The sequence below is a fragment of the Paenibacillus agaridevorans genome, from assembly GCF_018604145.1.
In the GTDB taxonomy this organism is placed as follows: Bacteria; Bacillota; Bacilli; order Paenibacillales; family Paenibacillaceae; genus Pristimantibacillus; species Pristimantibacillus agaridevorans.
Window position 1 is genome coordinate 2,958,987 of record NZ_CP075889.1, and the last position, 24,011, is coordinate 2,982,997.

The window sequence follows — 24,011 nt, forward strand, 5'->3', positions numbered from 1 at the left end:
AACTATTCTTGTACTATTTGTAGTACTCAGGCGCAAAATAAATCGCCAATTGGACGGTCAAAATAACGAGATAGTTTAGCCATCACTTCAGCAGAAGGATTACCACCATCAAGAATTCTGTAGATCGTCCCACGGGAAACGTTTATTTCCCTAGCTAATACAGAAATTCCAATTTTTCTTGATTTCATCATGAAGGCTAAGTTGTTTTTCATACTTCCTTTCTCCTTTCTTGTACTATTTGTTGTACAAGACAAATGTACTACAAATAGTACAACGTGTCAACAAGGTAATACTATTTTAATTGATTTATATTGAACTTTTTTGTACTACAATAGTGTATGACATGTAGAACATTTAGAATGAAGGTGGTTATATTTGTTTGAAATCAGTAGGTTTCTAAGAGAATTGAGAGGGAGGAGGAAGTATACACTACGCGAGGCATCAGAACGAAGTGGATTAAGTCATTCTTATATTAGTTCATTAGAGAATGGAAAACATCCCAAAACAAAAGCCCCTATTAATCCCTCGCCAGAAAGCTTGAAGAGATTATCAGAAGCTTATAATTATGATTTTGAGACATTAATGAAGGTTGCTGGATATATTGAAGGGAATGGTTCGGAGGAACTTGTACTTTCTGAGAGTTCATATGATATGGCAATTAAAGAGGCACAATCAAAATACGGCGTCAATCTTCGTGAGAATCCGGTTGCGAATGCGACGATCCGAGAACTATTGCTTTCTCTCGCAAAACAAGAGTCAGAAAAGAAATAAGTCCTTCTTGAGTATCTTGAATATTATCAAAAATCAATAATTCTTTACTCAATCTGTTTATTCTCTCATCCATTAGCACGACTCCCTTTTAAGTACAAGATTCTTGTACTTCATGATAGCATGACAACAGAGTTAAAGGAACATGTGTTCGTGTTTTGAATAAAAAAATAATAATGAGGTAGCCTTATGGAGGTCAATCCCATAAGCTGCCGTATTTCAGAACATCTTGATCGTCGCAGAGCATCCAAGCAATGGTTGGCTGACCAGGTAGGCATTACAAAGCAGCAATTAAACGGATACATCACTATGAGGAACATGATGGGAATCGTAATTGCGCGTAAGATTGCCCGAGTGCTAGGAGTTGTCATTGACGATTTGTATGTCTGGAAATAGGCAGCGGAGTAGATGTTTCTACTCTCGGGATTGGGTAAGTATCCTTACTTACCGACCGATTAAATAAAGCGGTTACACCGACATTGTACGGCATAACACTCTAGTTGTGAATGATGCTTTGTGTCTGTTTTTACCGATAAATTAATAATAATGAGTATTTACTCATTTGTCTGTCGATTGATGTCGAAGGATTTAAGCGTTTGTGTTACGTGAACGCTGCAATAATTCCTTTAACCCCTTCTGGCGACGTGTTGCAACATAGTAATGCACACCGTCGATATAAACTTCACCTCTTTTAAAAGCCTTGACCTGTTTAACGTTTATCACGTGGTTCTTGTCGATCTGGTAAAATCCGTACTTCTCCATAATCGTGTTGATTTGTTCAATCGTCGTCGGAAAGTAATAATCACCACATTCTATTTTAACCATAATTCGACGTGCTTCATCCTTAAAAATGCAGAAAATTTCCGCTGTATCTATCTCAACCACCTCATTATTTTCGTCAAATACCGGCATAGACATGATATCACTCCTTTTCTGTAAATTATGTCCATTGTGGTGCCGATAACATACATATAACCAAATATGGGAGAGTGTGAAATGAATTTAGGGGAGTTTAACGTAAAAGAAACAAAAACAGAACCAGAACCACAGACAGATAATTTGGTTGGTTTTGGCGGTTGGTTAATAGTTTTTGCAATAGGTATGGCGTATAATCTTTACCGTTGTGCAAACATATTATATAAGCATTATCTTTTGGTCGGAACCGAAGAGTATCTTTCGATCATAAACCCGAACAGCGAATATTATATAAGTCTGTGGAAGCCATTTATCACACTAGAGATTGCGGGTAATATAATTGCAATCCTGTTTATTGTTGCCATGGCAATATTATGTTTAAGAATGAGCAGATTTTTTAAACATGCAAGTATTGCATACGTCTCCTTTATGTTGGTGTTGATTGTAGTTGAGTTCTTTTTAATGATTACTTTGAATGATTACTATCAAGATCCTATATATTACCCTGAAGAAATAATTACACCTGTAGTTCAAGCAATAATTTATGCATCTGTATGGATACCATACATGATCGTTTCAAAAAGGGTTAAGAACACTTTTATTAGATGAGCAACAAAAATAAATATTTTTTAAATTTGAGGTGAGCAATCAGATGAAAAAGGTTTTGGGATACATAGTAGGTGTAATAAGTTTCATTGCGGCATATCTAGTTGTCAGATTGTTGTTTAATTAATCATGATTTCTCTACAGCTCCCATCCATTGGGGGCTTTTCTATTTCCACCACTGCATTCATAATGAATTTACTAGCGTAATTAAGGAGGTACATATGAAAGCCGTCATCTATTCCAGAATCAGTAAAGCCGAACAGTCTGAATTTTCACTAGAAGCTCAGGTTGAATCTTGCCAAGCGTGGATTGAACGTGAAGGTTATGAATTGTACACGGTATACACGGATAATGGGTTTTCAGCAAAGAATACGAACCGACCTCAGCTCCAGCAAATGTTAGCTGATCTCAAACAGAAGAAATTCGGAATGATCGTCATATGGCGGCTTGACCGTCTCACTCGCGATACAATAGACGGACTAAATATGGTGAAAAATGAGTTTAAGCCAAACGGAGTGGATTTCGCATCCGTAAATGAGGATATAGACACTTCTACGCCTGACGGGTATATGATGTTCACCATTCGCCTCAGCATCGCTCAGAACGAGCGTGAGAAGATTGCAGAGAGGGTTATGTTAGGTATGAAGGCTAGAGCTCGTAAAGGGCTAAGACCGAACGCTAGCGTGCCTTATGGGTACAACCTTCGGCAGGATCTATCTCTTGAGGTTAATGAGGAGGAATCCGAAGTTGTAAAGCGCATCTATCAACTGTACCTAGAGGGAAATGGCATAAACAGAATCGCAAATATCCTGACAGAAGATATGATTATGACAAAGAACGGTCGTGTCATATGGGGGGATAACGTTGTCCTCAATATACTTACGAGCCCTACTTATTACGGAGCAAACCGCATGAAAGTAAAAGGGTCTGAAGAAGATATCATTGTCCGAGATATGCATGAAGGTATTGTTTCGGAGAGTTTATTTGATGAGGTTCAGCACATAGCGCAGAGAAAACGAGATAAGAAGATGACGTTCTCAAGTTACGATTTCCCTTTTGCTACTATTCTGAAATGCGGAGAGTGCGGTAGTAACTACTACGGTCAGCAGCGGCCCACTAACCGAGGTGGGATTTCGAGGTATTACAGATGTCGATCCAATACGAAGAAGAAAGAATGTCCCGGGTCCACCATTTCTGAGCCTAAACTTTACGTTTTGTTTCGTAATTTCTTAGATCAATTTGAATTCTCCACAAACGATCCACAGACCAACCTTGATGGAAAAGACGTTACTAAAGAAATTAAGCGTATGAAAAAGTTGATTGAGGATTCATCGGTCAAGAAGAAGAATTACACTCGTGCAATGGGCAGCGGTAAGTTGGAGTATGAAATGTTTCTCGAATTGATGTCGGAGGAAAACGAGAAAATTGAGAAATGGAAGTCTGAGTTGGACAAGCTGGATAAACTTGTGCCGAACACGAACAGGACAAAGGGTGACGTGACTAAACTACTAAATGAGTTGAGGAACACTTGGGATGATTTAACGCACGGGGAACGAAAAATTATCGTACAGAGATTGTTTGACGCTATTGTAATTAAGAAAGAAGAAAACATTTGGTCGATTATTGGTTTCAAGTTGGCTGATTAATGTGGCGTTTTACCCCTTTACGCGGAGCTGCACGAGCAGCAGCTCGCCGCCGCCCTTTAGCGGCTGCGCTGTCCCTCCCGCATGGACGGCGTCCGCCTTCATGCGGAACATCGCGCGGTCGCCGTCGACCTCGACCGCGCTAACGATCGTGCCGCTCGCCTCGGCACCGAACGCGGCTCCCGGCCCGGACGCCTCGGCGGCGGCAAGCAGCGGCACCAGCGACGTCGCATTGCGCTCGTCCGCCCATAGCCGCTGTCCCGCCGCCAGGCAGAACGCCAGCAGGCAAAGCGCCGCGAGCGTTGCCGTCGCCAGCCTGCCGGCGAGGGAAGCCGCGGCGAGCAGCAAGGCCGCTCCGGCTGCAAGCAGCGCGCCGCGGAGTCCGAGTCCCGCAGCCGCGGCGCTGCCGGCAACCCATGAGGCCGCGAACCAGACGAGCGGCCTTCGATTCATCATTCTCAACATCTACGCCTCATCCCCATTCCTTACCATGTTAAAGCGCCAGACAATGTAGCTTTATCTCCGCTGCTTCCTTAGTCCACCATGCTCCCATGCCGCCGAGCGAACCATAAATGTAAACTACAACAGTCTGCCAATTGCCCTTCCCCTTGCCGCAAACGCAAAAAAACCTCCAGCCACATGCATCGCGCATGTAACTGGAGGTTCTTCCTCCGGGTATTAAAATATTTAAGAGGTTACGGTCATCTCTGCCTGTTCCGGTGCGGAGTAAGGACCGATTTGTCTAAATACAATCCCCTTCTGCTCCATCAGCTCGTACACCTTGTCGCTATCCTTTGGATAACCGCGATGATAGACGACTTCCACTACGCCGCTGTTCGCCAGCATATTGGCGCAGGTCCAGCAAGGCTGGTCCGTTACATAGACGGTGGAGCCTTCCCGATTCGCCCGGTCAGTGAACAACAGCAGATTTTGTTCGGCATGAATCGTGCGGATACATCTCTGTTTCCGAAAGACTTGCTCGACTCCATCCACCGTTTTCACTTCAATTTCTTCGGCAATCATACAGCCAGCCTCGAGACAGTCGTGCACGCCCATCGGCGCACCGTTATAGGCCGTGCCAAGCAACTTTTTGCCTTGTACGAGAACCGCGCCAACATGCCTTCTTGGACAACGCGACCTCGTCGAAACCATATAAGCAATATCCATGAAATAGGTGTCCCAATCCTTCCGGATCGCGTCCTTGTTGGAAGCCGGATTACTCATGTCGTTACTCTCCTTCTCTTTCGTTGCCGCATCCTGGGCATTCCGCCAATTCTTTTCTCAGGTTGACATGGAAAGCGCCTTATTACGAATATTTCCTGATAATACGCCAATGTACGGATAACCATCTTTTTGATCACGCACTTAAAATAAAACATAAACTTGCGAAAATTTCAAGATAGATCGGTTGGCGTTTATTCAAAAAGAAACCGGCTCACGTTCGTGAGCCGGCCCTTTTTTTGCCTCTCTGGTGAAAGGCCTATCTTTAAGCCTGACTCGCCTCGATGGCTTGCTTCAGGTCGGCGAGAATATCTGCGATGCCCTCCGTACCGATCGACAGGCGGATCATGCCCGGAGCGACGCCCGCTCCAGCTTGCTCCTCCGGCGACAGCTGTTGATGCGTCGTGCTGGCAGGGTGGATAATAAGCGACTTGGAGTCGCCGACATTCGCCAGATGCGAGAACAGCTTGACGGAGTTGATGATCTTCTTGCCTGCATCAATACCGCCCTTGATGCCGAAAGTAAGAATAGCGCCTTGACCGTTAGGCAAATATTTCTGCGCCAGGTCGTAGGATGGATGGCTTGGCAAGCCCGGATAGTTCACCCATTCGATTGCTTCGTGGGCTTCGAGGAATTCTGCAACCGCCTGAGCATTGGAGCTGTGACGCTCCATCCGCAAATGCAGCGTCTCGAGTCCTTGCAGCAGCAAGAAGGAGTTGAAAGGCGACAAAGCCGCGCCCATATCGCGGAGCAACTGAACGCGTGCCTTGATAATGTAAGCGATAGGACCAACCGCATCCGTGTATACAACGCCATGGTAGCTAGGATCCGGTTCCGTCAGACCCGGGAAGCGTCCGCTGCCCTTCCAGTCGAACTTGCCGCCGTCTACGATAACGCCGCCGATCGACGTGCCGTGTCCACCGATAAATTTGGTCGCGGAGTGTACGACGATGTCTGCTCCATATTCGATTGGACGGCACAGGTATGGACTCGGAAACGTATTGTCCACGATGAGCGGAAGCCCGTTCTCATGCGAGATGGCAGCTACCGCCTCCAAATCGATAATGTCGCCTTTGGGGTTGCCGATGGTTTCGACGAAAACGGCTTTTGTGCGTTCCGTAATTGCCGCTCTGAAATTTTCCGGATTCGAGGGGTCGACGAACTTCACCGTCACGCCCAGCTTGGGGAGCGTTGTGGAGAACAAATTGTATGTACCCCCGTACAAGCTGGTCGCGGATACGATTTCATCGCCCGCTCCTGCGATATTAAGAATCGAATACGTAATGGCGGCTTGACCGGATGCAACGGCAAGCGCTGCTGCTCCTCCCTCAAGCTCTGCCACCCGCTTTTCGAATACATCCGATGTCGGGTTCATGATTCGAGTATAGATGTTGCCAAATTCTTGCAACGAGAACAGGTTCGCCGCATGGTCGGTATCCCGGAATCCGTATGAAGTTGTTTGATAGATAGGTACGGCGCGGGACATCGTTGTCGGATCAATGGCTTGTCCCCCGTGTACGGCAATCGTGTCTAGCGAAAGCTGGTTTTCCTTAGACATTCCTTACTCCTCCTTGTTGACATGTAAATGCAGGATATCCTATCCATTCTCTCATATTCACGGTAATGCGACAACGCTTTCTTTGATAGAAGCCAAAAGTTTCTCGCCGATGCCTTTCACGCGGAGCAAGTCGTCCACGCTGCGGAACGGACCGTTCTGTTCCCGGTCATCCACGATCGCCTGAGCTTTGGAAGGTCCAATCCCTTTTAACCCGTCCAGTTGCCCGGCATCCGCCCTGTTAATATCGAGTCTGCCGTCGGATGCAAATGCCGATTGTCCAAGCGTACCAGCATTGGTTGCCCCGCCGACACCGCTCTTTACTTCTCCCGCAGACGCCTCCGAAGAGGAACCGCCTGTGTCGGCTGCTCCTTCAGCTTCGCTAACAGAATCTCCGTTATTATCGTTTCCTTTCTTTTCAGCTCCCGGAGCTTCTGCAATTCCGTTTGAACCGCCCGATACCGCATCGCCATCCTTACCGCCTTGTTCAGCCGGATTCTTTTCGTTATTGGCGGTCACTCCCGCTCCGTGCTCGTCCCCCATTCCCGAGAGCGATGACTCCATCATTTCGTTCATGGGTATCCACTTCTCCTCCGCTCGCGAAGACTCGCCGAGCAGTGCCGCCGCTGACAGCAAGCCGGCACCCAACAAGCATGCCGCAACGAATATCGTCCTTCCGTTTCGCAAAAATCCAGTCAATCGGGTTTGCACCTCCGCCCTTTTTAATAAATCATCCAACCAGCATTTAGAATTCAATTTATCTTATTGACATAACAAACAAGTCTCTCTGAATACATTGTAAGAGCATGATATTTGGAATCGCCGGTATAGGAGGGCTAAGCATGAACGTTGGATTTATCGGTACGGGCTCCATGGGCAGCTTGCTGATCGAATCTTTCATTTCGTCGGGCGCTTTGGCGCCGAACGATATTACCGTCAGCAATCGCACCTACGCGAAAGCGAAAGCGCTGGCCGAACGATATCCCGGCATGAGAGCCGTCAACACTAACGCCGATGCTGCATGTGGATCCGATTATGTCTTTTTGTGCGTAAAGCCGCATGAGTTCATTTATGTCGTGGAGGATATTAAGCCCGTACTGCTGCCGCATCAGACCGTTATCTCGATTACAAGCCCCGTCCTCGTCTCTCATCTGGAAGGAGAGCTGGACTGCAAAATAGCAAAAATCATCCCCAGCATAACCAATCTCGTCTGGAGCGGAGCATCGCTCTGTATCTATGGAAGCCGAATGGAGGAACAGGACCGAAAACGATTGGAAACTCTATTCGCGCATATCAGCGAGCCGCTTCGCATCGATGAGCAATATACGCGGATCGTCTCGGACCTGTCGAGCTGCGGCCCCGCATTTATCGCATTTCTCTTGCAGCAATTCGTGGATGCGGCCGTAGAAGAGACGGGCATACCCCGCTCCGCCGCGCAGCAGGTAGCCGCCAACATGCTGCTTGGCACCGGACTTTTGTTGACGGAAAGCGGCCTAACGATGGAAGACGTCCAGCAGCGGGTCGCCGTGCCGGGCGGAATAACGGCACAGGCGCTCAAGCTGCTCCAACGGGAAACGGACGGCATCTTTAATCAAGTCATTCGAACGACTCATAACAAGTACCAGGAAGATCTGGTGCGAGTATCCTCCCTGTTCTACGGCGAAGAGGTGAACGGACAATAGCTGTTCTTCAGCTAATGCCCGCTCACCTCTTCGGGTTTGCGTTATGCAGTTAAGTCCGAATTATCATTCTTCACTCCGTCCCTTGTTCGCGGTTAGTTCGCCACGATGTTAACCAGCTTGCCCTTGACGGCGATTACTTTGCGCACCGTCTTGCCGGCGATCAGCTCCTGAACCTTGTCTTGCCCCTTCGCCAGCGCCTCCATATCGGCTTCGTTCATATCCGCCGCGATGAATATGCGATCGGCAATCTTGCCGTTAACCTGTACGACGATCTCAACCTCTTGGTCGACAGTCCAAGCTTCGTCATGCTCCGGCCATGCCGCGTACGTAATCGATTCGCTGCGGCCAATGAGCGCCCACAGCTCTTCCGCGATATGCGGTGCGATCGGGGACAACATCTGCAGGAATTGCTCCATTGCCGCCTTCGGAAGCGATTCTGTCTTGTAAGCTTCGTTGACAAAGATCATCAATTGGCTGATTACCGTATTGAAGCGGAGATTCTCGTAGTCCTCCGTGATCTTCTTGATGGAGCGATGCCATGTCCGCTTGAACGCGTCGCTAGTCTCGTCGTTATCCGTCAGCTTCGCGTTCAGCTTGCCGTCTTCGTTAACGAACAGGCGCCATACGCGCGACAGGAAGCGGTAAGTCCCCTCCACGCCGTTGGTATTCCATGGCTTCGTCGCTTCCAGCGGACCCATAAACATTTCGTACATACGCAGCGTATCTGCTCCAAATTCGCCTACGATATCGTCGGGGTTGATGACGTTTCCGCGCGACTTGGACATCTTCTCGTTGTTGGTGCCCAGGATCATGCCTTGGTTCACCAGCTTGTGGAACGGCTCCTTCGTATGAACAACTCCAAGGTCGTACAGCACCTTATGCCAGAAGCGCGCGTACAGCAAATGAAGCACCGCATGCTCGGCTCCGCCGATGTACAGATCGACCGGCAGCCATTCTTTCTGTTTCTCCGGCGAGCAGATTTCCTTGTCGTTTTTCGGATCGATAAAGCGCAGATAGTACCAGCAGCTGCCCGCCCATTGCGGCATCGTGTTCGTCTCGCGGCGAGCCTTCATCCCCGTCTCCGGATCGATGGTGTTCACCCAGTCCGTCACGTTCGCCAGCGGCGATTCGCCTGTGCCCGACGGTTTGATCGCGTCGACATCCGGCAGCAGCAGCGGCAATTGATCTACCGGCACCGTCTTCATCGTGCCATCCTCCAGATGAAGAATCGGAATAGGCTCGCCCCAGTAACGCTGGCGGCTGAACAGCCAGTCGCGCAAACGGTATGTCACTTTGCCCTGACCTTTGCCGGTCTCTGCCAAATGTTTAATCATCGCGCTAATAGCGTCTTCGTTATTCAAACCGTTCAGGAAGTCGGAGTTGACGTGCGGACCTTCGCCCGTATACGCTTCTTTTTCCACGTCCCCGCCGGATACAACCTCGATGATCGGCAAGCCGAATTGCTTCGCGAATTCCCAGTCGCGCGTATCGTGGCCCGGAACAGCCATGATTGCTCCCGTGCCGTAGCCTGCAAGCACGTAATCGGCAATCCAGATCGGGGTTTTCTCGCCGTTTGCCGGATTAATCGCATAGGCGCCAGTGAATACGCCGGATTTCTCCTTCGCCAGGTCGGTACGCTCCAGATCGCTCTTGCGGGCTGCAGCTTCCTGATACGCCTTAACCGCATGCATCTGCTCGTCTGTCGTAATTCCTGCGACAAGTTCGTGCTCCGGCGCAAGTACGCAATACGTCGCGCCAAAAAGCGTGTCGGGACGCGTCGTAAAGACAACCAGTGCAGAGTCGTGTCCCTCGATGTCGAACGTTACTTCGGCGCCTGTCGACTTGCCGATCCAGTTCCGCTGCATGTCCTTGATGCTCTCCGACCAGTCCAGCTCCTCCAGATCCTCCAGCAGTCGCTCCGCGTATTCGGTAATTTTCAGAATCCACTGACGCATCGGCTTGCGGATAACGGGATGGCCCCCGCGTTCGCTTTTGCCGTCGATGACTTCCTCGTTCGCCAGCACGGTTCCGAGAGCGGGACACCAGTTGACCGGAACTTCGGCCACATAAGCCAGTCCCTTGTTATACAGCTGGATGAAAATCCATTGCGTCCATTTGTAGTAGTCGGGATCCGTCGTGCTGAATTCGCGGTCCCAGTCGTAAGAGAAACCAAGCGATTTGATCTGGCGGCGGAAGTTGTCGATGTTTTTGAACGTGATATCTCTTGGATGCTGCCCGGTATCGAGCGCGTGCTGCTCCGCCGGCAGGCCGAACGCGTCCCAGCCCATCGGATGCAGGACGTTGTAGCCCTTCATCCGCTTGTAGCGGGATACGATATCCGTCGCCGTATAACCTTCCGGATGGCCGACGTGCAAGCCTGCCCCGGATGGGTAAGGGAACATATCCAGCGCATAGAATTTCGGCTTGCCGCTGTCTTCCTTCGTTTGAAAAGTTTTGTTGCCGTCCCAATATTGCTGCCACTTCGGCTCGATCTCCAATGGATTGTAGCCATGGCGCTGCTGCTCTTGACTCATGTAACTTCCTCCTAATCAGGTCTGAAAACTAAATAAAACCTCCCGCCCCCAGCGGATTAACGCTAGGGACGAGAGGTCATTCTCCCGTGGTACCACCCTAGTTAGCGAAGGCATTCTTTGCCGTTCGCTCACTTGATGTCCTTAACGCGGACATTACGGCGGGCTTCGCGATTAACGATCCCGCAGCTCCAAGGCGAGCTTCCCCGCGCGCATGGGTCCGGCTTCCACCAACCGCCGGCTCTCTAGGCCCCCGCTACGCAAGTACTGTTCCTCTTCAACGCTTTATACAGAGGTAGTTCAAAAAGTTCGCTTTTGATCACGATGCCTGGAAAATTTTTGAACTCTCATATAAGGCAAATCAATTAAATCAAATTATATAAGGTACGCCTTGGCAGTGTCAAGCTTTACCGTTCGTGCCGATTCTATACCAATACTCGTACACCGTCTCGAAGCCGAGTTTGTCGTACAGCCCATTCGCCGCGGCATTGTCCCGCACGACGAGCAAATACCCCATCCTCGCCCCTTGCTTATGCGCGTAGCGGAATAACCCCCGCGTTATCGCTTCTCCGAAACCTCGCCCCCTTGCTTCTGGCGCCGTCACGATATCGTACAGTCCCGCCCAGCCATCCTCTATGACTGCGAGGCCGCAGGCGACAGGCCTCCCGTTCTCCTCCAGCATGGCGAAGCCTTGCTTCAGAGGACGGTTAGCGAACATGCGGCGCGTCGTCTCCCGTTGGCCCGGGGTCAGCTTTTGGAGCTCCGTAACGGCGTCCAGCCATGCCTCGGTTATCTCCCCGGTCAAAGTCAAGTCTTCGCGCGAGGGTGCCTCGATACCGGCCAAGGGCGCCGTCTTGACCAGCGTATGGTCAATCTTCCCGTACCTTCTGCTCTGCAGCCTGTCGTCCAGATCCCCGGGATGCACGAAAGGCGTCACCTTGAATACCGGCGCCAACCCTCTCGAGCGATACAACGCTTCGCAAATCCGGATTTTCTCGTCCGCCTCCGGAAAACCGTCATAGATCGCGCTGACGGAGTTGGACCGTTTCGTGTAGCCGTCCGCGAAGCGGACCAGCCAGCCGCCAAGCAGTACGGTCTGGAGCGCCGGCCAGCCATTAAGGCTGATCTCCTCGAGCCGCTTGTATTCCGCCGCTATCGCTTCCATCCCTTCGTCTCCCCCTCCAACAGCCGGAACCGTTCAAGCTGATCGTATAATTTCTCTTTGGTTAGTATCTCGACCTGTTTGCCTCCTATGAGGTCGAAGTGAGGATAGTCGTCGCGGGCATGGATATGTTGCGGCGGAAGACCGTTCTCCACGCACCAGCGGGACAGCTTGTCCAAGTCGGAACAGCCGACCTTCGTGACGGTTGTCATCCATGGAAATTTGGGGTCCAGCCAATAATGTGTCAAGAAAGCGATTTCGCCGCGGGCGACGGCCGCCTTCCATTGCTTCATCTCGTCTCTTTTAATGCCGAACGCCAACCGCCGCGCCTCCCCGATCTGAAATTTGATATTAAGGATTCGTCAATATTTCCTTCACTCTGCCAACCTGCCCGTCCGTCAGACGGACCTTGATGCCATGAGGATGGTTCGGCGAATTCGTTAGCAGCTCTTTGACAACGCCCTTCGTCAGCTTGCCCGTTCTCTGGTCTTGCTTCAGCACGATATTGACTTCAAGCCCCGGCTTGACGTTGGCCCGGATCGTTCCATTCATGATGCGTATTCCTCGCTTCCTTTATCTTCGCCTCATTTTATCATAGCAAGTTTCAAGATGCACTCGACCCTCCGAACTGTTATACTAGCTAAAGGTTGTTCAAAAAGTCCGCTTCCCATTACGAAGTAATTCCTGAAGCTTGTCCGACTTCGAATATGGAATGCAGCCGAACCTTCCGTTTCTCACGTAGCTCTGCTACGCTCCGATACTCAGTTTCTAGCTGCCTCCCATCTTCTCGGTACTGAGAACCAAACTTTTTGAACTCGACTAAAACAGGCATCATACGAATAGATGAAATGAGGAATTATGGAATATGTCCACAACATTCAGCTCTCTTGGCATTACGCCGGAGCTTACTGCATTATTGAAGGAACAGGGGATTGCGGCTCCTACGCCGGTACAGCGTCAGACGATCCCCATGCTGCTCCAGGATAAAGACGTTATTGCCCAGGCTCAGACGGGCACCGGCAAGACATTGGCGTTCGCTCTTCCAATGCTCCAGCGCGTTAACGTCGAGAAGGAGCAGGTACAAGCCCTTATTCTGACACCGACGCGCGAGCTGGCCATCCAGATTACGTCAGAGATCAAAAAGCTTGCCCCTGTCGTCGGCGCAAGGGTGCTTGCCGCCTATGGCGGCCAGGACGTCGATGCCCAGATTCGCAAGCTGCAGCGCTCTCCCCATATTGTCGTCGCCACGCCCGGACGTCTCATCGACCATATGACGCGCGGTACGATTAATCTCGGCAAACTGTCCATGCTGGTCCTTGACGAAGCGGATCAGATGCTTCACATGGGCTTCCTGCCGGAGGTCGAAAGCATCATTGCGCAAACGCCGCGGGCGCGTCAGACGATGCTGTTTTCCGCCACGATGCCGGATGCCATCCGCAAATTGGCGGCGGAATATATGAACGCGCCGGAGGATGTACAGATTCGCAGCGCGAATGTGACGCTTGACAACATACGCCAGCTTGTCATCGAGACGACGGACCGCGGCAAGCAGCAAGCGCTGATCCATCTGCTTGAGCAGCACCGCCCCTATCTTGCCGTTATCTTCTGCCGAACGAAGGTGCGGGCCAAGAAGCTGAACAAAGAGCTTCAGGATGCAGGCTTCGAAAGCGACGAGCTGCATGGCGACCTGACCCAGGCGAAGCGTGAGCAAGTGATGAAGCGGTTCCGCGATGCGAAGCTGCAGATGCTGGTCGCTACCGACGTCGCGGCGCGAGGTCTCGATGTCGAGGGCGTTACGCATGTCTACAATTACGATGTGCCGCAAGACTCCGAAATTTATATCCACCGAATCGGAAGAACGGGCCGCGCGGGCCACAAGGGAATGGCGATTACGTTGGCTACCCCATACGACGGCTCCAAGCTGGTCCTCATCGAAAAAGGCATTCAAGCTCGGCTTGAGCATAAGGCCATCGATCGCGAAGGTTCTGTAACCGAGAGCAGCCGCGCTCGATCTGGCGGCGAACGCGGCGAAGCGGCAGGTCGCAAATCCTCCGAGCGCAGCGGAGGGCGCAGCGGACGCGGCGGACGTGATGGCGGACGCGGCGTCGCCTCGGGCGGACGCGGCGGGCGCGGGCGCGGGGCCGAACAAGGCTCCGCGCGCGGATCGGCAGCCGGCAAGACGCGCGGCACTGGCGGCGGGCGCGAACGTGACGCGGAAGCGCGGAGAGGATCCTCCGGACGCGGCGAAGACCGTCGCTCGGGAAGCGGGCGGGCGGCTGTTGCGGGTTCGACTGACGAATTCAGCTCCAACCCTTGGGAAGCAGGACGAGACAGCAGTGATAAGCGCGTATCGGGCAGAGGCGGCAACAATGAGCGCGGCGGGCGCAATGACAGCGGCAGAAATGCCGGCGGACCAGGCAAGGCTGGCGGAGAGCGTGGCGGCAAACGTAATACCGCTTTGTCCGCCAGGAGCGGACAAGGAACGGATTCGTCCAGACGCGGCGTAGGCCGCCCATCCGGCGGTACTGGCGGACGCGGCGGATCGCGCGGAGTAAAGTCGCCTGGGGGCCCAGGCGGCCGCTCCGGCAAACCTGGAGGACGAGGCAGATAATTGCGCTTCCGCGCGTGTAGCCCATTTCCGAACCGACTAGACTGGCGTCCAATCCTTTTTAGGGGTAATTCATAAAATACAGTAAGCCGAATGTTGGAGATTCCCACCTCTCAAGATGAAATGGCTGCATCGTCCTGTGGCGAGCGGCAAGTTTCATTCTGAGAAATAGAGGAGTATGCGATACTCTCCTCTATTTGAACAAACTCGTCCTTCTTCGGTAATCCCTTTTTTAGGAGGCAACAAAATGTCTGGTGTGCATGGAGGCTACTCGTCGGTAGGTACAGTCCTTGTTCTGTTCATCCTTCTGGTCATCATATCGCAGGTATTCTGGTATTAAGAAGCACTTGCATCTATAACGCTTAAAGCTCCGTTCTAACGGACGGAGTTCTTGATGCCTGATATGAGCAAAAAACGGCGGAGTTCGGGACTTTAATCCCGCTCCGCCGTTTCTTATAAGCGATTCTTGATTCTAACCCGTTAATGCTGAGGATTGATTACATATTCTCTAAGCGCAGCTGCCACGCTGCCGTCATTATTAGTCCCAACGACAACATCGGCTGCCTCCTTGACGCCTTCAGGGGAATTATCCATAGCAATCCCCAGTCCCGCGAAAGTCAGCATCGATATATCGTTAAAATAATTGCCAATCGCGAGAATCCGTTCCGAAGGGATATTCTTTTGCTCTGCCAGTCTGCGCAAAGCGCTGCCTTTGCTAGCCTCGGGATGCTGGATGTCGATAAACAGATCGCCGCTGCGGATAAGCTGAAGTCCGGGTTCATCCCGCTCCCAATCCCCTTGCACTATGTCGATCTCTTCCTTCGACCCGAATACGGACAGCTTCACCAGCCCTTCCGGAAGTTCGCCTCCAGCCGGAAGCACCGTCGGAACAGTCTTATGCTGCAAATACATCGCCTCCGCAGCCTCAGAAACGCTCTCTACTAACATGTCATAAGCCGTATTCAAATCAAAATGAATCCCTTTTTCCCGGCAATAAACCAAATAAGGCTCCAGCAGCTCCCCGTCAATGTCGAACTGGAAAGTAATGGACCGATCCTCGAACTCCACGATTGCGGCCCCGTTATGCGTAATTAAAGTGCCGTTGAGACCAAGCTCCTCCAGCACGGGAAATGCGCCCATCGGCCCTCTGCCCGTACAAAGCACGATCTCTGCGCCCTGCCGAGCGCATTCTCTTACCGCTTCCTTCACCCTCTCGGGCAAAAGATGTTCGTCCGTAAGCAGCGTACCGTCAACGTCCAGCGCGATCAAATCAAATTTGCGTTGCATGTCTCCACCATCCTGTCTCTCTCGATTGTCGAACTCTATAGCCGAGACGTACGTTCGCTTCCGCGATGCGCCTTCAACCCTTCCACTTCTTCGTCCGTGAGCTCTCTATAAACGCCCTCTGGCAGCGATTCGTCAAGCGTGAGAGGCCCCATGGAGAGTCTCTTAAGCGTCAGAACGGTTTTGCCTACGGCATGGAACATTCTTTTAACCTGGTGGAATTTCCCTTCGCGAATCGTCAATGTAATAAGCGATCGGAACTCCGAACCACCTGACCGTCCTTCCCCGTCAACCCCTGTCTCGTAGACGCTCGCGATGACAAGCTCGGCAGGCATCGTCTCGTATCCATCATCTAAAGTTACGCCGGAGGCAAAGCGATTGACGTCGTCTTCGTCCACTTTACCGGCTACCAGCGCTTCGTACGTCTTGTCGACATGCTTGCGGGGCGACAGCAGCTCATGCGCGAGCACGCCGTCGTTTGTCAGCAGCAGCAGACCTACCGTATCCTTGTCCAACCGGCCGACCGGGAAAGGAGCAAGCCGCGTATCCTCCGGACGGAGCAGGTCGATCACCGTCTTGTCCCGTTTGTCTTCCGTCGCCGAGACGACGCCGGCCGGCTTGTTCAGCATGAGATAGATAACGCTGCGATACTCGACGCGCTCCCCTTCGCAAGTCACTTCCTGCAACGATACGTCGACGATAAGGCCGCTGTCCTTTGCTATGACGCCGTCCACTGCCACCTTGCCTGCCTTGACCGCCTTCTTGATCTCGCTCCGCGAACCGTATCCCATGTTGGAGAGGAGCTTGTCCAGTCTCAGCTTATCTCCCATTTATGCTCGCCTCCATCCCGGCGACAGCTCATTTTTGAGCACGCCGTTCTCATATTTGCCCCAACCGATCGGTCTTCCTGCCAGGCATACCAGTACGAAACCTTTTATCTTCTTATCGCCTGCCCCTTTGATGATGCGATCTTCTGCCACGAATAACGTCTCGCCTCGCAAGTAACGGATAACTTCATCTCTGTCCAGGCCATCCAATTCCAATACCAGAGACGCTTCATCCCTATGAAGCCCCATCGCCAGAGCCTGAGACGGCACAAAGCGGTTCCATTTGACTTCTCCAACGTACCAGCCTGCACGGACAACCTTAAGCCCGTCCAGAGAAGGCACGCCCGCTGGCTGTATATAGAGACGCTCTCCGTAGGAGAAGGGAACGCTGCCCCAATCCCCTTCCCGGAGCATCAGCTGCTGCTTGCAAAACGCCTCCCACAGCTCGACCGGAGTTTGAACGGAAGCCGAGCTTCCCGATTTTGCTCCTTTGCCCTTCCCGTCTTTACGTAGGCGCTGCTCTTTCATCTTGCCGGTAAGGGCAGGAGTCACAGCTGCTGCAATCGCGGTCGTCGAAACCTTTGGAGGCTCTAATTCAATCTCCGTCGCCCCGCTCCCCCGCTTTTTGCGGAGCAACGCGGCATAATGTCCTTCGCCTTCGATTACATGCGGCCATAACCGCGCGGTTCCGCTCAAGGAGCTTACGATAGATGGCCCGGCACTTGCTGCTGTGGCTTCGTCGACCCAATCCGGACGGCCGGCGCTTAGTCCGCATTCATGCTTAATCGGCTCCACAACGAAGTCGGGATGCTCCTCCAGAAAGGAAGCAATCTGCGACTCGTTCTCCTCCGGCGAGAAAGTGCAGGTCGAATACAACAGCATGCCGCCTGGCGCCAGCATCTTCGCGGCGTGGTTCATAATATCGCGCTGCATGGCGCTGCACTTCTGTACGGAATGTTTCTCCCAATCGCCGATCATAGAATCGGCCTTGCGGAACATCCCTTCGCCGGAGCAAGGCGCATCTACCAATATGCGATGAAACCATTCCGGAAACGATTTGGCGATGGCTGCCGGTTCTTCGTTTAGAACGATTGCGTTTCTGATGCCTGCGAGCTCGATATTTTTGGCCAGCGCCTTCGTTCTCTCGCATGCGTTGTCATTCGCTACCAAAATGCCGCTCCCTTTGAGCATCCCGGCAAGCTGGGTCGACTTACCTCCCGGAGCCGCGCACAGATCGAGCACCCGATGTCCCGGCTTCACGTCCAACAACTCGGCGGGAAGCATCGCGCTCGGCTCTTGAATATAATACAACCCCGCATGGTAAAAAGGATGTTTGCCGGGTCGCTCCTCTTCCTTGTAATAGAAGCCGTTCTCCGTCCAAGGAATACGACGATCCGGATTTTGTAGATAAGTAAGCTCCCGCCATTCCTCTTTTGTTACTTTGAGTGGATTTAGACGCAGGCCAAACGCTCTCGGCGCTTCGTACGAAGCCATGAACTCATCGAATTCCTCGCCTAACAATTGCTTCATCTTGTCGATAAACCGTGTCGGCAGATCCACCTTCATTAATGTTTCCTCCCGCTGCTTTAAGGCTGCCGCTTCCCGGATAGAATAACCTCCGAGCAACGCCATGCCGGCGACGCTGGAGGTTATTCGCTTGGCGGAGTAGCTCCGCCGCTTAAGATTGATTGTTTTTTTTGGCCTTCGCGATGGCCGCTCCTATTTCGATCGACAGGGTATGCAGCGCATGATAGTCCTGCTGTTCAAATAATTCGTTGAACTTGATCTGGAACTGCGCCGCTTCTCTTACGCGATGGTAGAAATACAAATCCTGTATTCCGTTCAGCACGCGGGATACCGCATTGGACTGCTCTTCGAACTCCGTCTGCGCGTCAAGAATCTCCTCGCGGATGCTTGTCATCTCGGTGTCCAGCAAGAAGGCCGCTTCGGCCGCTTTCTTGAGCCGGTTCCGCACATCCTCGGGCAGACTTTCCTTAAATTTATAATTAAGCGAATGCTCGATCGTAGCCCAGAAATTCATCGCAAGCGTGCGGATTTGAATCTCCGCTAATACGTGTTTGAAGCCCAGTGCGGTCTGCACGGGGTACTTGACGATAATATGGTAGCTTCGGTATCCGCTGTCCTTGTAGTTCGTAATGTAATCTTTTTCGTATACAAGCTCCAGATCCTTGCGAGTCCGGATCAGCGCTGCTACCCGATGGATGTCGTCCACGAACTGGCACATGATCCGAATGCCCGCGATGTCCTCGATCCCATCCTCCAGCCGATCCGGCGCTACGCCAAGCCGCCGGGCCTTCTCCAGAATGCTGGAGATCCGTTTTACTCTTCCTGTTACGAATTCTATAGGCGCGTAGGCCTCTCTAATTTTGAGCTCTACGCGCATCGTCTTGAATTTAACCTTTAATTCCTCAACCGCTTGTTCATAAGGCTGTAGAAAAAGACTCCAGTCTCTACCGTCCATCCGGCCGCCTCCTGTTTCTAACGATGATCTGCGCCTACTGCTTCGGCAATGTTGCGGTAGCCATCCTTGCGCAAGCATTCGACAAGCCCGCTTGTCAGCTCGCGCTGCAATCCTGGTCCTTTATATATTAAAGCCGTATAGATCTCTACAAGCGAAGCTCCCGCGCGAATTTTATCGTATGCGTCTTGCGCCGTAAAGATTCCGCCAGAACCGATAATCGGCAATCTTCCGCCAGTCTGTCGATATACGGCCGCGATAACCTCGGTGGAGCGCCGCGTAAGCGGCCTTCCGCTCAAGCCGCCGGTTTCTCCCGCATGGGCGTGAGACAAGCCATCGCGCGACAATGTCGTATTCGTGGCGATGATGCCCGATACCCGGCTGTCCATTATCGTCGCCACCGTATGGGAGAGCTGATCGTCCGACATATCCGGCGCAATTTTGACCAGCACTTTCTTCGTTTCCTTGCCGCGTTTCCTCGCCTGCGCCTCCATCTCCGTCATAACGGCGTCCAAGAGCTTCTTTAGCTCATCGCCATGCTGCAGATCTCTCAAGCCCTGCGTGTTCGGCGAGCTGATATTTACGACGAAGAAGTCGCCAAAATCGTACAGCGTGCGAATGCAGGCTTGATAATCCTCATGGGCGAGCTCGTTCGGCGTATCCTTGTTTTTGCCGATATTGACCGCGATCGGAATTCGGTTAATCTTGCGGCGCGCGAGCGATGCCGCCATTGCGTCCGCTCCGTGATTGTTGAAGCCCATCCGATTGATCAGCGCTTCGTCTGGAGGCAACCGGAACAATCTTGGCTGGGGATTACCCGCCTGCCCCTTAGGAGTTACCGTACCCACCTCGGCGAAGCCGAGGCCGATGCTGGAGAAGCCGTCCGCGGCGACTCCGTTCTTGTCCAGCCCGGCGGCCAGCCCCACGGGATGAGGGAAAGAAATGCCGAGTACCTTCGTTCGCAGCTCCGGAATGTCGGGTACGCCGTACATCCCGTTCATAAGCGCTCCGAGTCCGGGTACTTTGCCGCATGCGGCCATGCCGTCGATGACCAGGTGATGCGCCTTCTCCGGGTCCATTTTAAAGAAAATCGGTTTAAGAAGAGATGAATAAAGCAAGAAGTTCACTCCGTTCCGCAGTATGTGCTCTATCAGACAGTTTATCCGTTTTGAATCAAAAAGAAAAGAGCCTTGCACCATGTGCCCGAGGCTCCGTCCATCTCCTTGTATTGCGGCATCCGCGGAAAACGATTACAATACAAGCATATAAGTGTGATTGCGATTATTATTAGAAAGGTTGATTCCCATGAGCGCACCTAAACGCAAACCGGCTACAATGAAGGTTAAACCTAAGGAAGAAGTGAACAAGAAGGCGCTGGTCTGGATCGGCTCCATCGTCGGCTTCGTAATCGTAGCCGTATCCGTCCTTCTTATCGTCTTCTCCTAAGCTGCTGGCGACTACGTTATGTCAGCCATCGATATACCTTCGCGGGATTGCTTTCGTCCTGCTTGGGCGCAAGCCGGAATCGTTCCTGCGGCGCCTTGGCATCGGGTGGAAGCGTCCCGTTTTTTATTTGCACCGGCGTCCCGAGCGGCACCATGTCGAACAATTCCTCGACGTCGGCTTCTCCCAATCGGATGCAGCCAAGCGACTCGTCCTTGCCGATGCTGTCCGTGTCGTTCGTGCCATGAATGGCGTACAGCGTGTTGGACAAAGTCATGCCTCTCGAGCCGAAAATCCCGTCTCCGCCGTTGGGATCCCTTACCTTCTCGCTGATAAAGAAGCTGCCCTCCGGCGTCTTCGAACCGCCCAGTCCTACCCTGTAGCTGCGGACGATCAAGCCGTTATGCACGACGGCAAGCGTATGGTTCGACACATCGATTACGATCTCCAGCGGCTTGCTCCAATCCGGTTGGAACAAGCCGTTGGAGCCGATAGACGTTGCGCCTGCAGTCTGAGCAGCGGCATCCTTGGCGCCTTGACCGCCGGTCGAATTCTCCACTTGCGATGCTGCTAACTTCAGCTTGGCGAGCAGCGCGGGGAACATCGCAGCCATTCCCTCTCCTTCTCCGGACAATACGTTGTGCGGGTAGGGACGTACAAGCGCATCCAAATTTTCCGGCCACTTCTTATACAACTTCCGATATTGCACAATAGCGCTGGATACTGTCCAATGCTGCTCCTGCTCTTTTTTCCATTCGGCAAAACGGCTGGCTGCCGGCTTGGCATCGGCGGGATCGCAGGCACAGACGTTCCGGTCCAGCATGCTCACCTCGAATTGCGCCTGTCCGCTGCCACGTTCCATCTCCATCAATAGCCTTGCATTGCCGTTCCATTGCTTCCAGCCCCCCTTCTCCTCGAGATGGGCTGCTATGACTTTCGGCGGCGATTCGCCGCCGGCCTTCATCACTTCTCCGAATGCATACCCGGCGGGGGTCTTCTCCTTGCGCGGAACCAGTACGACGCCAAGCCCCGGGCTCCCGTCGGCGACAGCCGGAACGGCATCATCGCCGGGTACTTGCTGTTGATTCCCGATGGATGGGATCAGCAGCGCAAGCAGCAATAGCGGTACCGCTATGACCGTTACGTTGCGAACAAGACGTTTGCGCTTCTTCCGCTTCTCCCATGCCTTGAGCTCTTCCAATTGATTCGTCGATACGGCTAGCGGATGACTGGATTGTTCGAAGGCGTCATAGATATCTCCGGCCTGAATAAAGCAATAATTCGCTTTTCCTTCCTTCCCTGCGTCACGGTAATGTTTGCCAAGCAAGTACCATCCCATCTTATTGTCGGGATGTTTTTTGACGAATTGCTTCAAATATATAATATCTTCGGGTTTATCGAATTTTGATTGTTCCATCATCCATGCCTCCTGGTCGATTACGACGATTTCCACTCTTCTTTTGGAATATATCGGCATAACCTCGCGCAAAAAAAAGCCCTCCGCACCAGAATGGTCGAAGAGCTTTTGAAATGAGATCTGATTAGCCTTCGGCGTTGAAAGGCTCGTCGGCGATTTTGATAGAATCCGTCGGACATCCGTCGCAAGCGTCCTGCAGATCGTCGTACATGTCATCCGGAATTTCGGTTATGCCTCTATTAGAGTCGCCTTGGAAAATAACCTCGGCCAAACCTTCGTCGTCGTAATCATAAATGTCGGGAGCCGTCGCTCCGCAAGCACCGCAAGCGATGCATGTGTCTTTCTCTACCCATGTAAACTTAGCCATGGTTTTCTCCTCCTTTATAATCTACGGATAAATCCGTTCCAATTATATATTATCCAAAAATGCCGTTGCGGCTCGTTCCTTCACTCATCAATATATAACAAAGTATCGTCTTTTTGCAAGGATGTACCTCGAATTCGTTTGTTTCTGATCAAGGAAGACGGATCGTCGCCAAGCATGCCCGCAGTCAGAACGGCGTCCTCTCCGAATTTGTCCCGAAGCGCGTCCATCACCTTCGTTAGCGATTCCTTGCGGGGCTGCTCCTCAAAGCTGAATAGATCCAACTGAAGAGCGGATTCCGAGATGGGGGTTAAATTCTGCAGCGTAACTCCCAGAAGGCGAATCGGCTCCCCTTCGATCCAATGCTTTAGATAGAGCGCCCGCGCTTCTTTCGTGATTTCCTCCGTCGTCTGGACCGGCGCCGGAACGGTATGGGATCTCGTAATGGTCGTCATGTCTGGCCTTCGGATCGTGATCTGAACCGTTGAAGCGACAAGCTTCTGCCTGCGCAGCCTGCGCCCCGTCTGATCGGCCAGATTGAGCAGCACACGAAAAATATCGTCCCGCTCCGTCAAGTCCTGCGGCAGCGTCGTCGTATGGCCGATGGACTTATTCTGATCCCGATGCGGATTAACCTGTGAATGATCGATGCCGTGCGCGGCCGACTTCATCCAGGCGCCGACGGTTCCGAATTGCTTGATCAGCATGCTCTCATCGGCCGCCGCCAGCTCTCCGATCGTATGGATATTCAGCTTTGCAAGCTTGACGGCCGTCTTGCCTCCAACGCCGAATAATAGATTGCATGGCTTATCCCACAGCACTTGAGGCACGTCGCGAATGCGGAGGACGGTCAAGCCATTCGGCTTCTTCATATCCGATGCCATTTTGGCGAGCAGCTTGTTAGGGGCAAGGCCGATGGAGCATGGAAGCGCCAACTCCGTCAATATGCGTCGCTGCAGCGATTCCGCGATCTGCAACGGGGTTCCCATCAGCTTGGAGCCCGTAATATCCATATAACATTCGTCGATGGAGACGGATTCCACCATCGGCGTATAAGCGCGAGCGATCGACAAAAATCCTCTGGAGTACTTCCGGTACAGATGGAAGTCCGGCTTGATCAAGATGATATCCGGACACAGCTTGACGGCTTGACGCACCGGCATCCCTGTCTTGACGCCCTTCGCACGGGCTGCGTACGAGCAGGTGACAATGATGCCTTTGCGCTGCTCGATGCTGCCGGAGACCGCCGTTGCTTTATTCTTATATACGTCAGGCTCTTCTGCTTCGTGCACGGAGCAATAGAACGCATTCATATCGAGATGGATGATTACTCTGCCTTTGGCAGGATAATGCTCTTCTACGCCGCTCATGGACAAGTTCACCGCCAATTGCAGAATGTTAGGTTGTACCGCTTGTTTCCTCAGCATATAATTAGGCAAGGTTCAAGTCAATGCCGAACAACAAACATTTGTTCGCCAAGATACCGCATTCCCTATATAGATAGTA

Annotated in this window: 26 protein-coding genes and 1 other annotated feature; of the genes, 8 read left to right on the plus strand and 18 right to left on the minus strand. The window is 52.1% G+C overall.

The genetic code is table 11. The features are described 5' to 3' along the window. Window positions 1-26: 26 nt before the first annotated feature. Window positions 27-254, minus strand: coding sequence for a helix-turn-helix transcriptional regulator (locus tag KJW29_RS12650; protein ID WP_281426358.1), 228 nt, complete (start codon window positions 252-254; stop codon window positions 27-29). A 121-nt stretch (window positions 255-375) separates the two neighbouring features. On the opposite strand from KJW29_RS12650, the gene KJW29_RS12655 reads away from it, so the two are divergent. Further along, on the plus strand, window positions 376-771 hold the full coding sequence (locus KJW29_RS12655) for a helix-turn-helix domain-containing protein (RefSeq protein ID WP_214630029.1): 396 nt from the start codon (window positions 376-378) through the stop codon (window positions 769-771). A gap of 186 nt (window positions 772-957) precedes the next feature. Next, a complete protein-coding gene (locus KJW29_RS36760) occupies window positions 958-1,164 on the plus strand; it encodes a helix-turn-helix domain-containing protein (protein ID WP_214630030.1) in 207 nt (68 codons plus the stop codon). Window positions 1,165-1,356: 192 nt separating this feature from the next. Here KJW29_RS36760 and KJW29_RS12665 read toward each other — a convergent pair whose 3' ends face one another. Continuing rightward, window positions 1,357-1,686: a LytTR family DNA-binding domain-containing protein gene (locus KJW29_RS12665; protein ID WP_214630031.1), complete on the minus strand. Its 330-nt coding sequence runs from the start codon at window positions 1,684-1,686 to the stop codon at window positions 1,357-1,359. Window positions 1,687-1,764: 78 nt separating this feature from the next. Between KJW29_RS12665 and KJW29_RS12670 the strand changes: the two genes are divergently transcribed. Both KJW29_RS12670 and KJW29_RS12675 read left to right on the plus strand, forming a co-directional pair. Continuing rightward, window positions 1,765-2,292 carry a DUF2569 domain-containing protein gene (locus KJW29_RS12670; RefSeq protein ID WP_214630032.1) on the plus strand — a complete coding sequence of 176 codons (528 nt, stop codon included), beginning with the start codon at window positions 1,765-1,767 and terminating at the stop codon, window positions 2,290-2,292. A 218-nt stretch (window positions 2,293-2,510) separates the two neighbouring features. Further along, window positions 2,511-3,935, plus strand: coding sequence for a recombinase family protein (locus KJW29_RS12675; protein ID WP_214630033.1), 1,425 nt, complete (start codon window positions 2,511-2,513; stop codon window positions 3,933-3,935). 9 nt (window positions 3,936-3,944) lie between these two features. On the opposite strand, the gene KJW29_RS12680 is transcribed toward KJW29_RS12675, so the two are convergent. The 4 genes from KJW29_RS12680 to KJW29_RS12695 form a co-directional block, all read right to left on the minus strand. Further along, window positions 3,945-4,397, minus strand: coding sequence for a DUF4131 domain-containing protein (locus tag KJW29_RS12680; RefSeq protein WP_214630034.1), 453 nt, complete (start codon window positions 4,395-4,397; stop codon window positions 3,945-3,947). A gap of 222 nt (window positions 4,398-4,619) precedes the next feature. Further along, entirely contained in the window at window positions 4,620-5,156 is a 537-nt protein-coding gene (locus tag KJW29_RS12685) for a deoxycytidylate deaminase (protein ID WP_214630035.1), read from the minus strand. 262 nt (window positions 5,157-5,418) lie between these two features. Continuing rightward, complete coding sequence (locus KJW29_RS12690) at window positions 5,419-6,711, minus strand: homocysteine synthase (protein ID WP_214630036.1); 1,293 nt, start codon at window positions 6,709-6,711, stop codon at window positions 5,419-5,421. A 57-nt stretch (window positions 6,712-6,768) separates the two neighbouring features. Continuing rightward, window positions 6,769-7,407, minus strand: a complete 639-nt coding sequence (locus KJW29_RS12695) for a ComEA family DNA-binding protein (protein WP_214630037.1) — start codon at window positions 7,405-7,407, stop codon at window positions 6,769-6,771. A gap of 143 nt (window positions 7,408-7,550) precedes the next feature. On the opposite strand from KJW29_RS12695, the gene comER reads away from it, so the two are divergent. Beyond that, a complete protein-coding gene (comER, locus tag KJW29_RS12700) occupies window positions 7,551-8,390 on the plus strand; it encodes a late competence protein ComER (RefSeq protein WP_214630038.1) in 840 nt (279 codons plus the stop codon). Between the two features lie 92 nt (window positions 8,391-8,482). Here comER and leuS read toward each other — a convergent pair whose 3' ends face one another. The 4 genes from leuS to KJW29_RS12720 form a co-directional block, all read right to left on the minus strand. Beyond that, window positions 8,483-10,924, minus strand: coding sequence for a leucine--tRNA ligase (gene leuS, locus KJW29_RS12705; RefSeq protein WP_214630039.1), 2,442 nt, complete (start codon window positions 10,922-10,924; stop codon window positions 8,483-8,485). Window positions 10,925-10,985: 61 nt separating this feature from the next. Beyond that, window positions 10,986-11,211 (minus strand) — a binding site (T-box leader). A gap of 110 nt (window positions 11,212-11,321) precedes the next feature. Then, complete coding sequence (locus KJW29_RS12710; protein ID WP_214630040.1) at window positions 11,322-12,086, minus strand: GNAT family N-acetyltransferase; 765 nt, start codon at window positions 12,084-12,086, stop codon at window positions 11,322-11,324. Beyond that, window positions 12,074-12,403, minus strand: coding sequence for a hypothetical protein (locus tag KJW29_RS12715; protein WP_214630041.1), 330 nt, complete (start codon window positions 12,401-12,403; stop codon window positions 12,074-12,076). Before KJW29_RS12715 ends, KJW29_RS12710 begins: the two co-directional genes overlap by 13 nt. Window positions 12,404-12,434: 31 nt before the next feature. Next, the gene (locus KJW29_RS12720) at window positions 12,435-12,635 is read right to left on the minus strand and encodes a YwbE family protein (RefSeq protein ID WP_087567187.1); all 201 of its coding nucleotides are present in this window, start codon (window positions 12,633-12,635) and stop codon (window positions 12,435-12,437) included. A 313-nt stretch (window positions 12,636-12,948) separates the two neighbouring features. Here KJW29_RS12720 and KJW29_RS12725 point away from each other — a divergent pair, with 313 nt between their 5' ends. Together KJW29_RS12725 and KJW29_RS12730 are read left to right on the plus strand one after the other, a co-directional pair. After that, window positions 12,949-14,694 (plus strand): DEAD/DEAH box helicase, encoded by a 1,746-nt coding sequence (locus KJW29_RS12725; protein ID WP_214630042.1) that lies wholly within the window; start codon window positions 12,949-12,951, stop codon window positions 14,692-14,694. A 244-nt stretch (window positions 14,695-14,938) separates the two neighbouring features. Beyond that, window positions 14,939-15,031: a sporulation protein YjcZ gene (locus tag KJW29_RS12730; RefSeq protein WP_108996287.1), complete on the plus strand. Its 93-nt coding sequence runs from the start codon at window positions 14,939-14,941 to the stop codon at window positions 15,029-15,031. A 140-nt stretch (window positions 15,032-15,171) separates the two neighbouring features. On the opposite strand, the gene KJW29_RS12735 is transcribed toward KJW29_RS12730, so the two are convergent. The 5 genes from KJW29_RS12735 to KJW29_RS12755 all read right to left on the minus strand — a co-directional run bounded on the left by KJW29_RS12735 (window position 15,172) and on the right by KJW29_RS12755 (window position 20,399). After that, a complete protein-coding gene (locus KJW29_RS12735; RefSeq protein WP_214630043.1) occupies window positions 15,172-15,978 on the minus strand; it encodes a Cof-type HAD-IIB family hydrolase in 807 nt (268 codons plus the stop codon). A 35-nt stretch (window positions 15,979-16,013) separates the two neighbouring features. Then, window positions 16,014-16,805 (minus strand): pseudouridine synthase, encoded by a 792-nt coding sequence (locus tag KJW29_RS12740; RefSeq protein ID WP_214630044.1) that lies wholly within the window; start codon window positions 16,803-16,805, stop codon window positions 16,014-16,016. Next, window positions 16,806-18,368, minus strand: a complete 1,563-nt coding sequence (locus KJW29_RS12745) for an RsmB/NOP family class I SAM-dependent RNA methyltransferase (protein WP_214630045.1) — start codon at window positions 18,366-18,368, stop codon at window positions 16,806-16,808. Between the two features lie 112 nt (window positions 18,369-18,480). Then, window positions 18,481-19,284 (minus strand): GTP diphosphokinase, encoded by an 804-nt coding sequence (yjbM, locus tag KJW29_RS12750; protein ID WP_087567193.1) that lies wholly within the window; start codon window positions 19,282-19,284, stop codon window positions 18,481-18,483. A gap of 17 nt (window positions 19,285-19,301) precedes the next feature. After that, window positions 19,302-20,399: a quinone-dependent dihydroorotate dehydrogenase gene (locus tag KJW29_RS12755; RefSeq protein WP_214630046.1), complete on the minus strand. Its 1,098-nt coding sequence runs from the start codon at window positions 20,397-20,399 to the stop codon at window positions 19,302-19,304. 187 nt (window positions 20,400-20,586) lie between these two features. Between KJW29_RS12755 and KJW29_RS12760 the strand changes: the two genes are divergently transcribed. After that, entirely contained in the window at window positions 20,587-20,727 is a 141-nt protein-coding gene (locus KJW29_RS12760; RefSeq protein ID WP_179215439.1) for a hypothetical protein, read from the plus strand. Window positions 20,728-20,743: 16 nt separating this feature from the next. On the opposite strand, the gene KJW29_RS12765 is transcribed toward KJW29_RS12760, so the two are convergent. From KJW29_RS12765 to KJW29_RS12775, 3 genes are all read right to left on the minus strand, one after another. Then, complete coding sequence (locus tag KJW29_RS12765) at window positions 20,744-22,144, minus strand: L,D-transpeptidase (RefSeq protein WP_214630047.1); 1,401 nt, start codon at window positions 22,142-22,144, stop codon at window positions 20,744-20,746. Window positions 22,145-22,265: 121 nt separating this feature from the next. Beyond that, on the minus strand, window positions 22,266-22,508 hold the full coding sequence (locus KJW29_RS12770; RefSeq protein WP_087567195.1) for a ferredoxin: 243 nt from the start codon (window positions 22,506-22,508) through the stop codon (window positions 22,266-22,268). Window positions 22,509-22,588: 80 nt separating this feature from the next. Then, window positions 22,589-23,875 (minus strand): DNA polymerase IV, encoded by a 1,287-nt coding sequence (locus tag KJW29_RS12775; protein WP_214630048.1) that lies wholly within the window; start codon window positions 23,873-23,875, stop codon window positions 22,589-22,591. Between the last annotated feature and the right edge of the window lie 136 nt (window positions 23,876-24,011).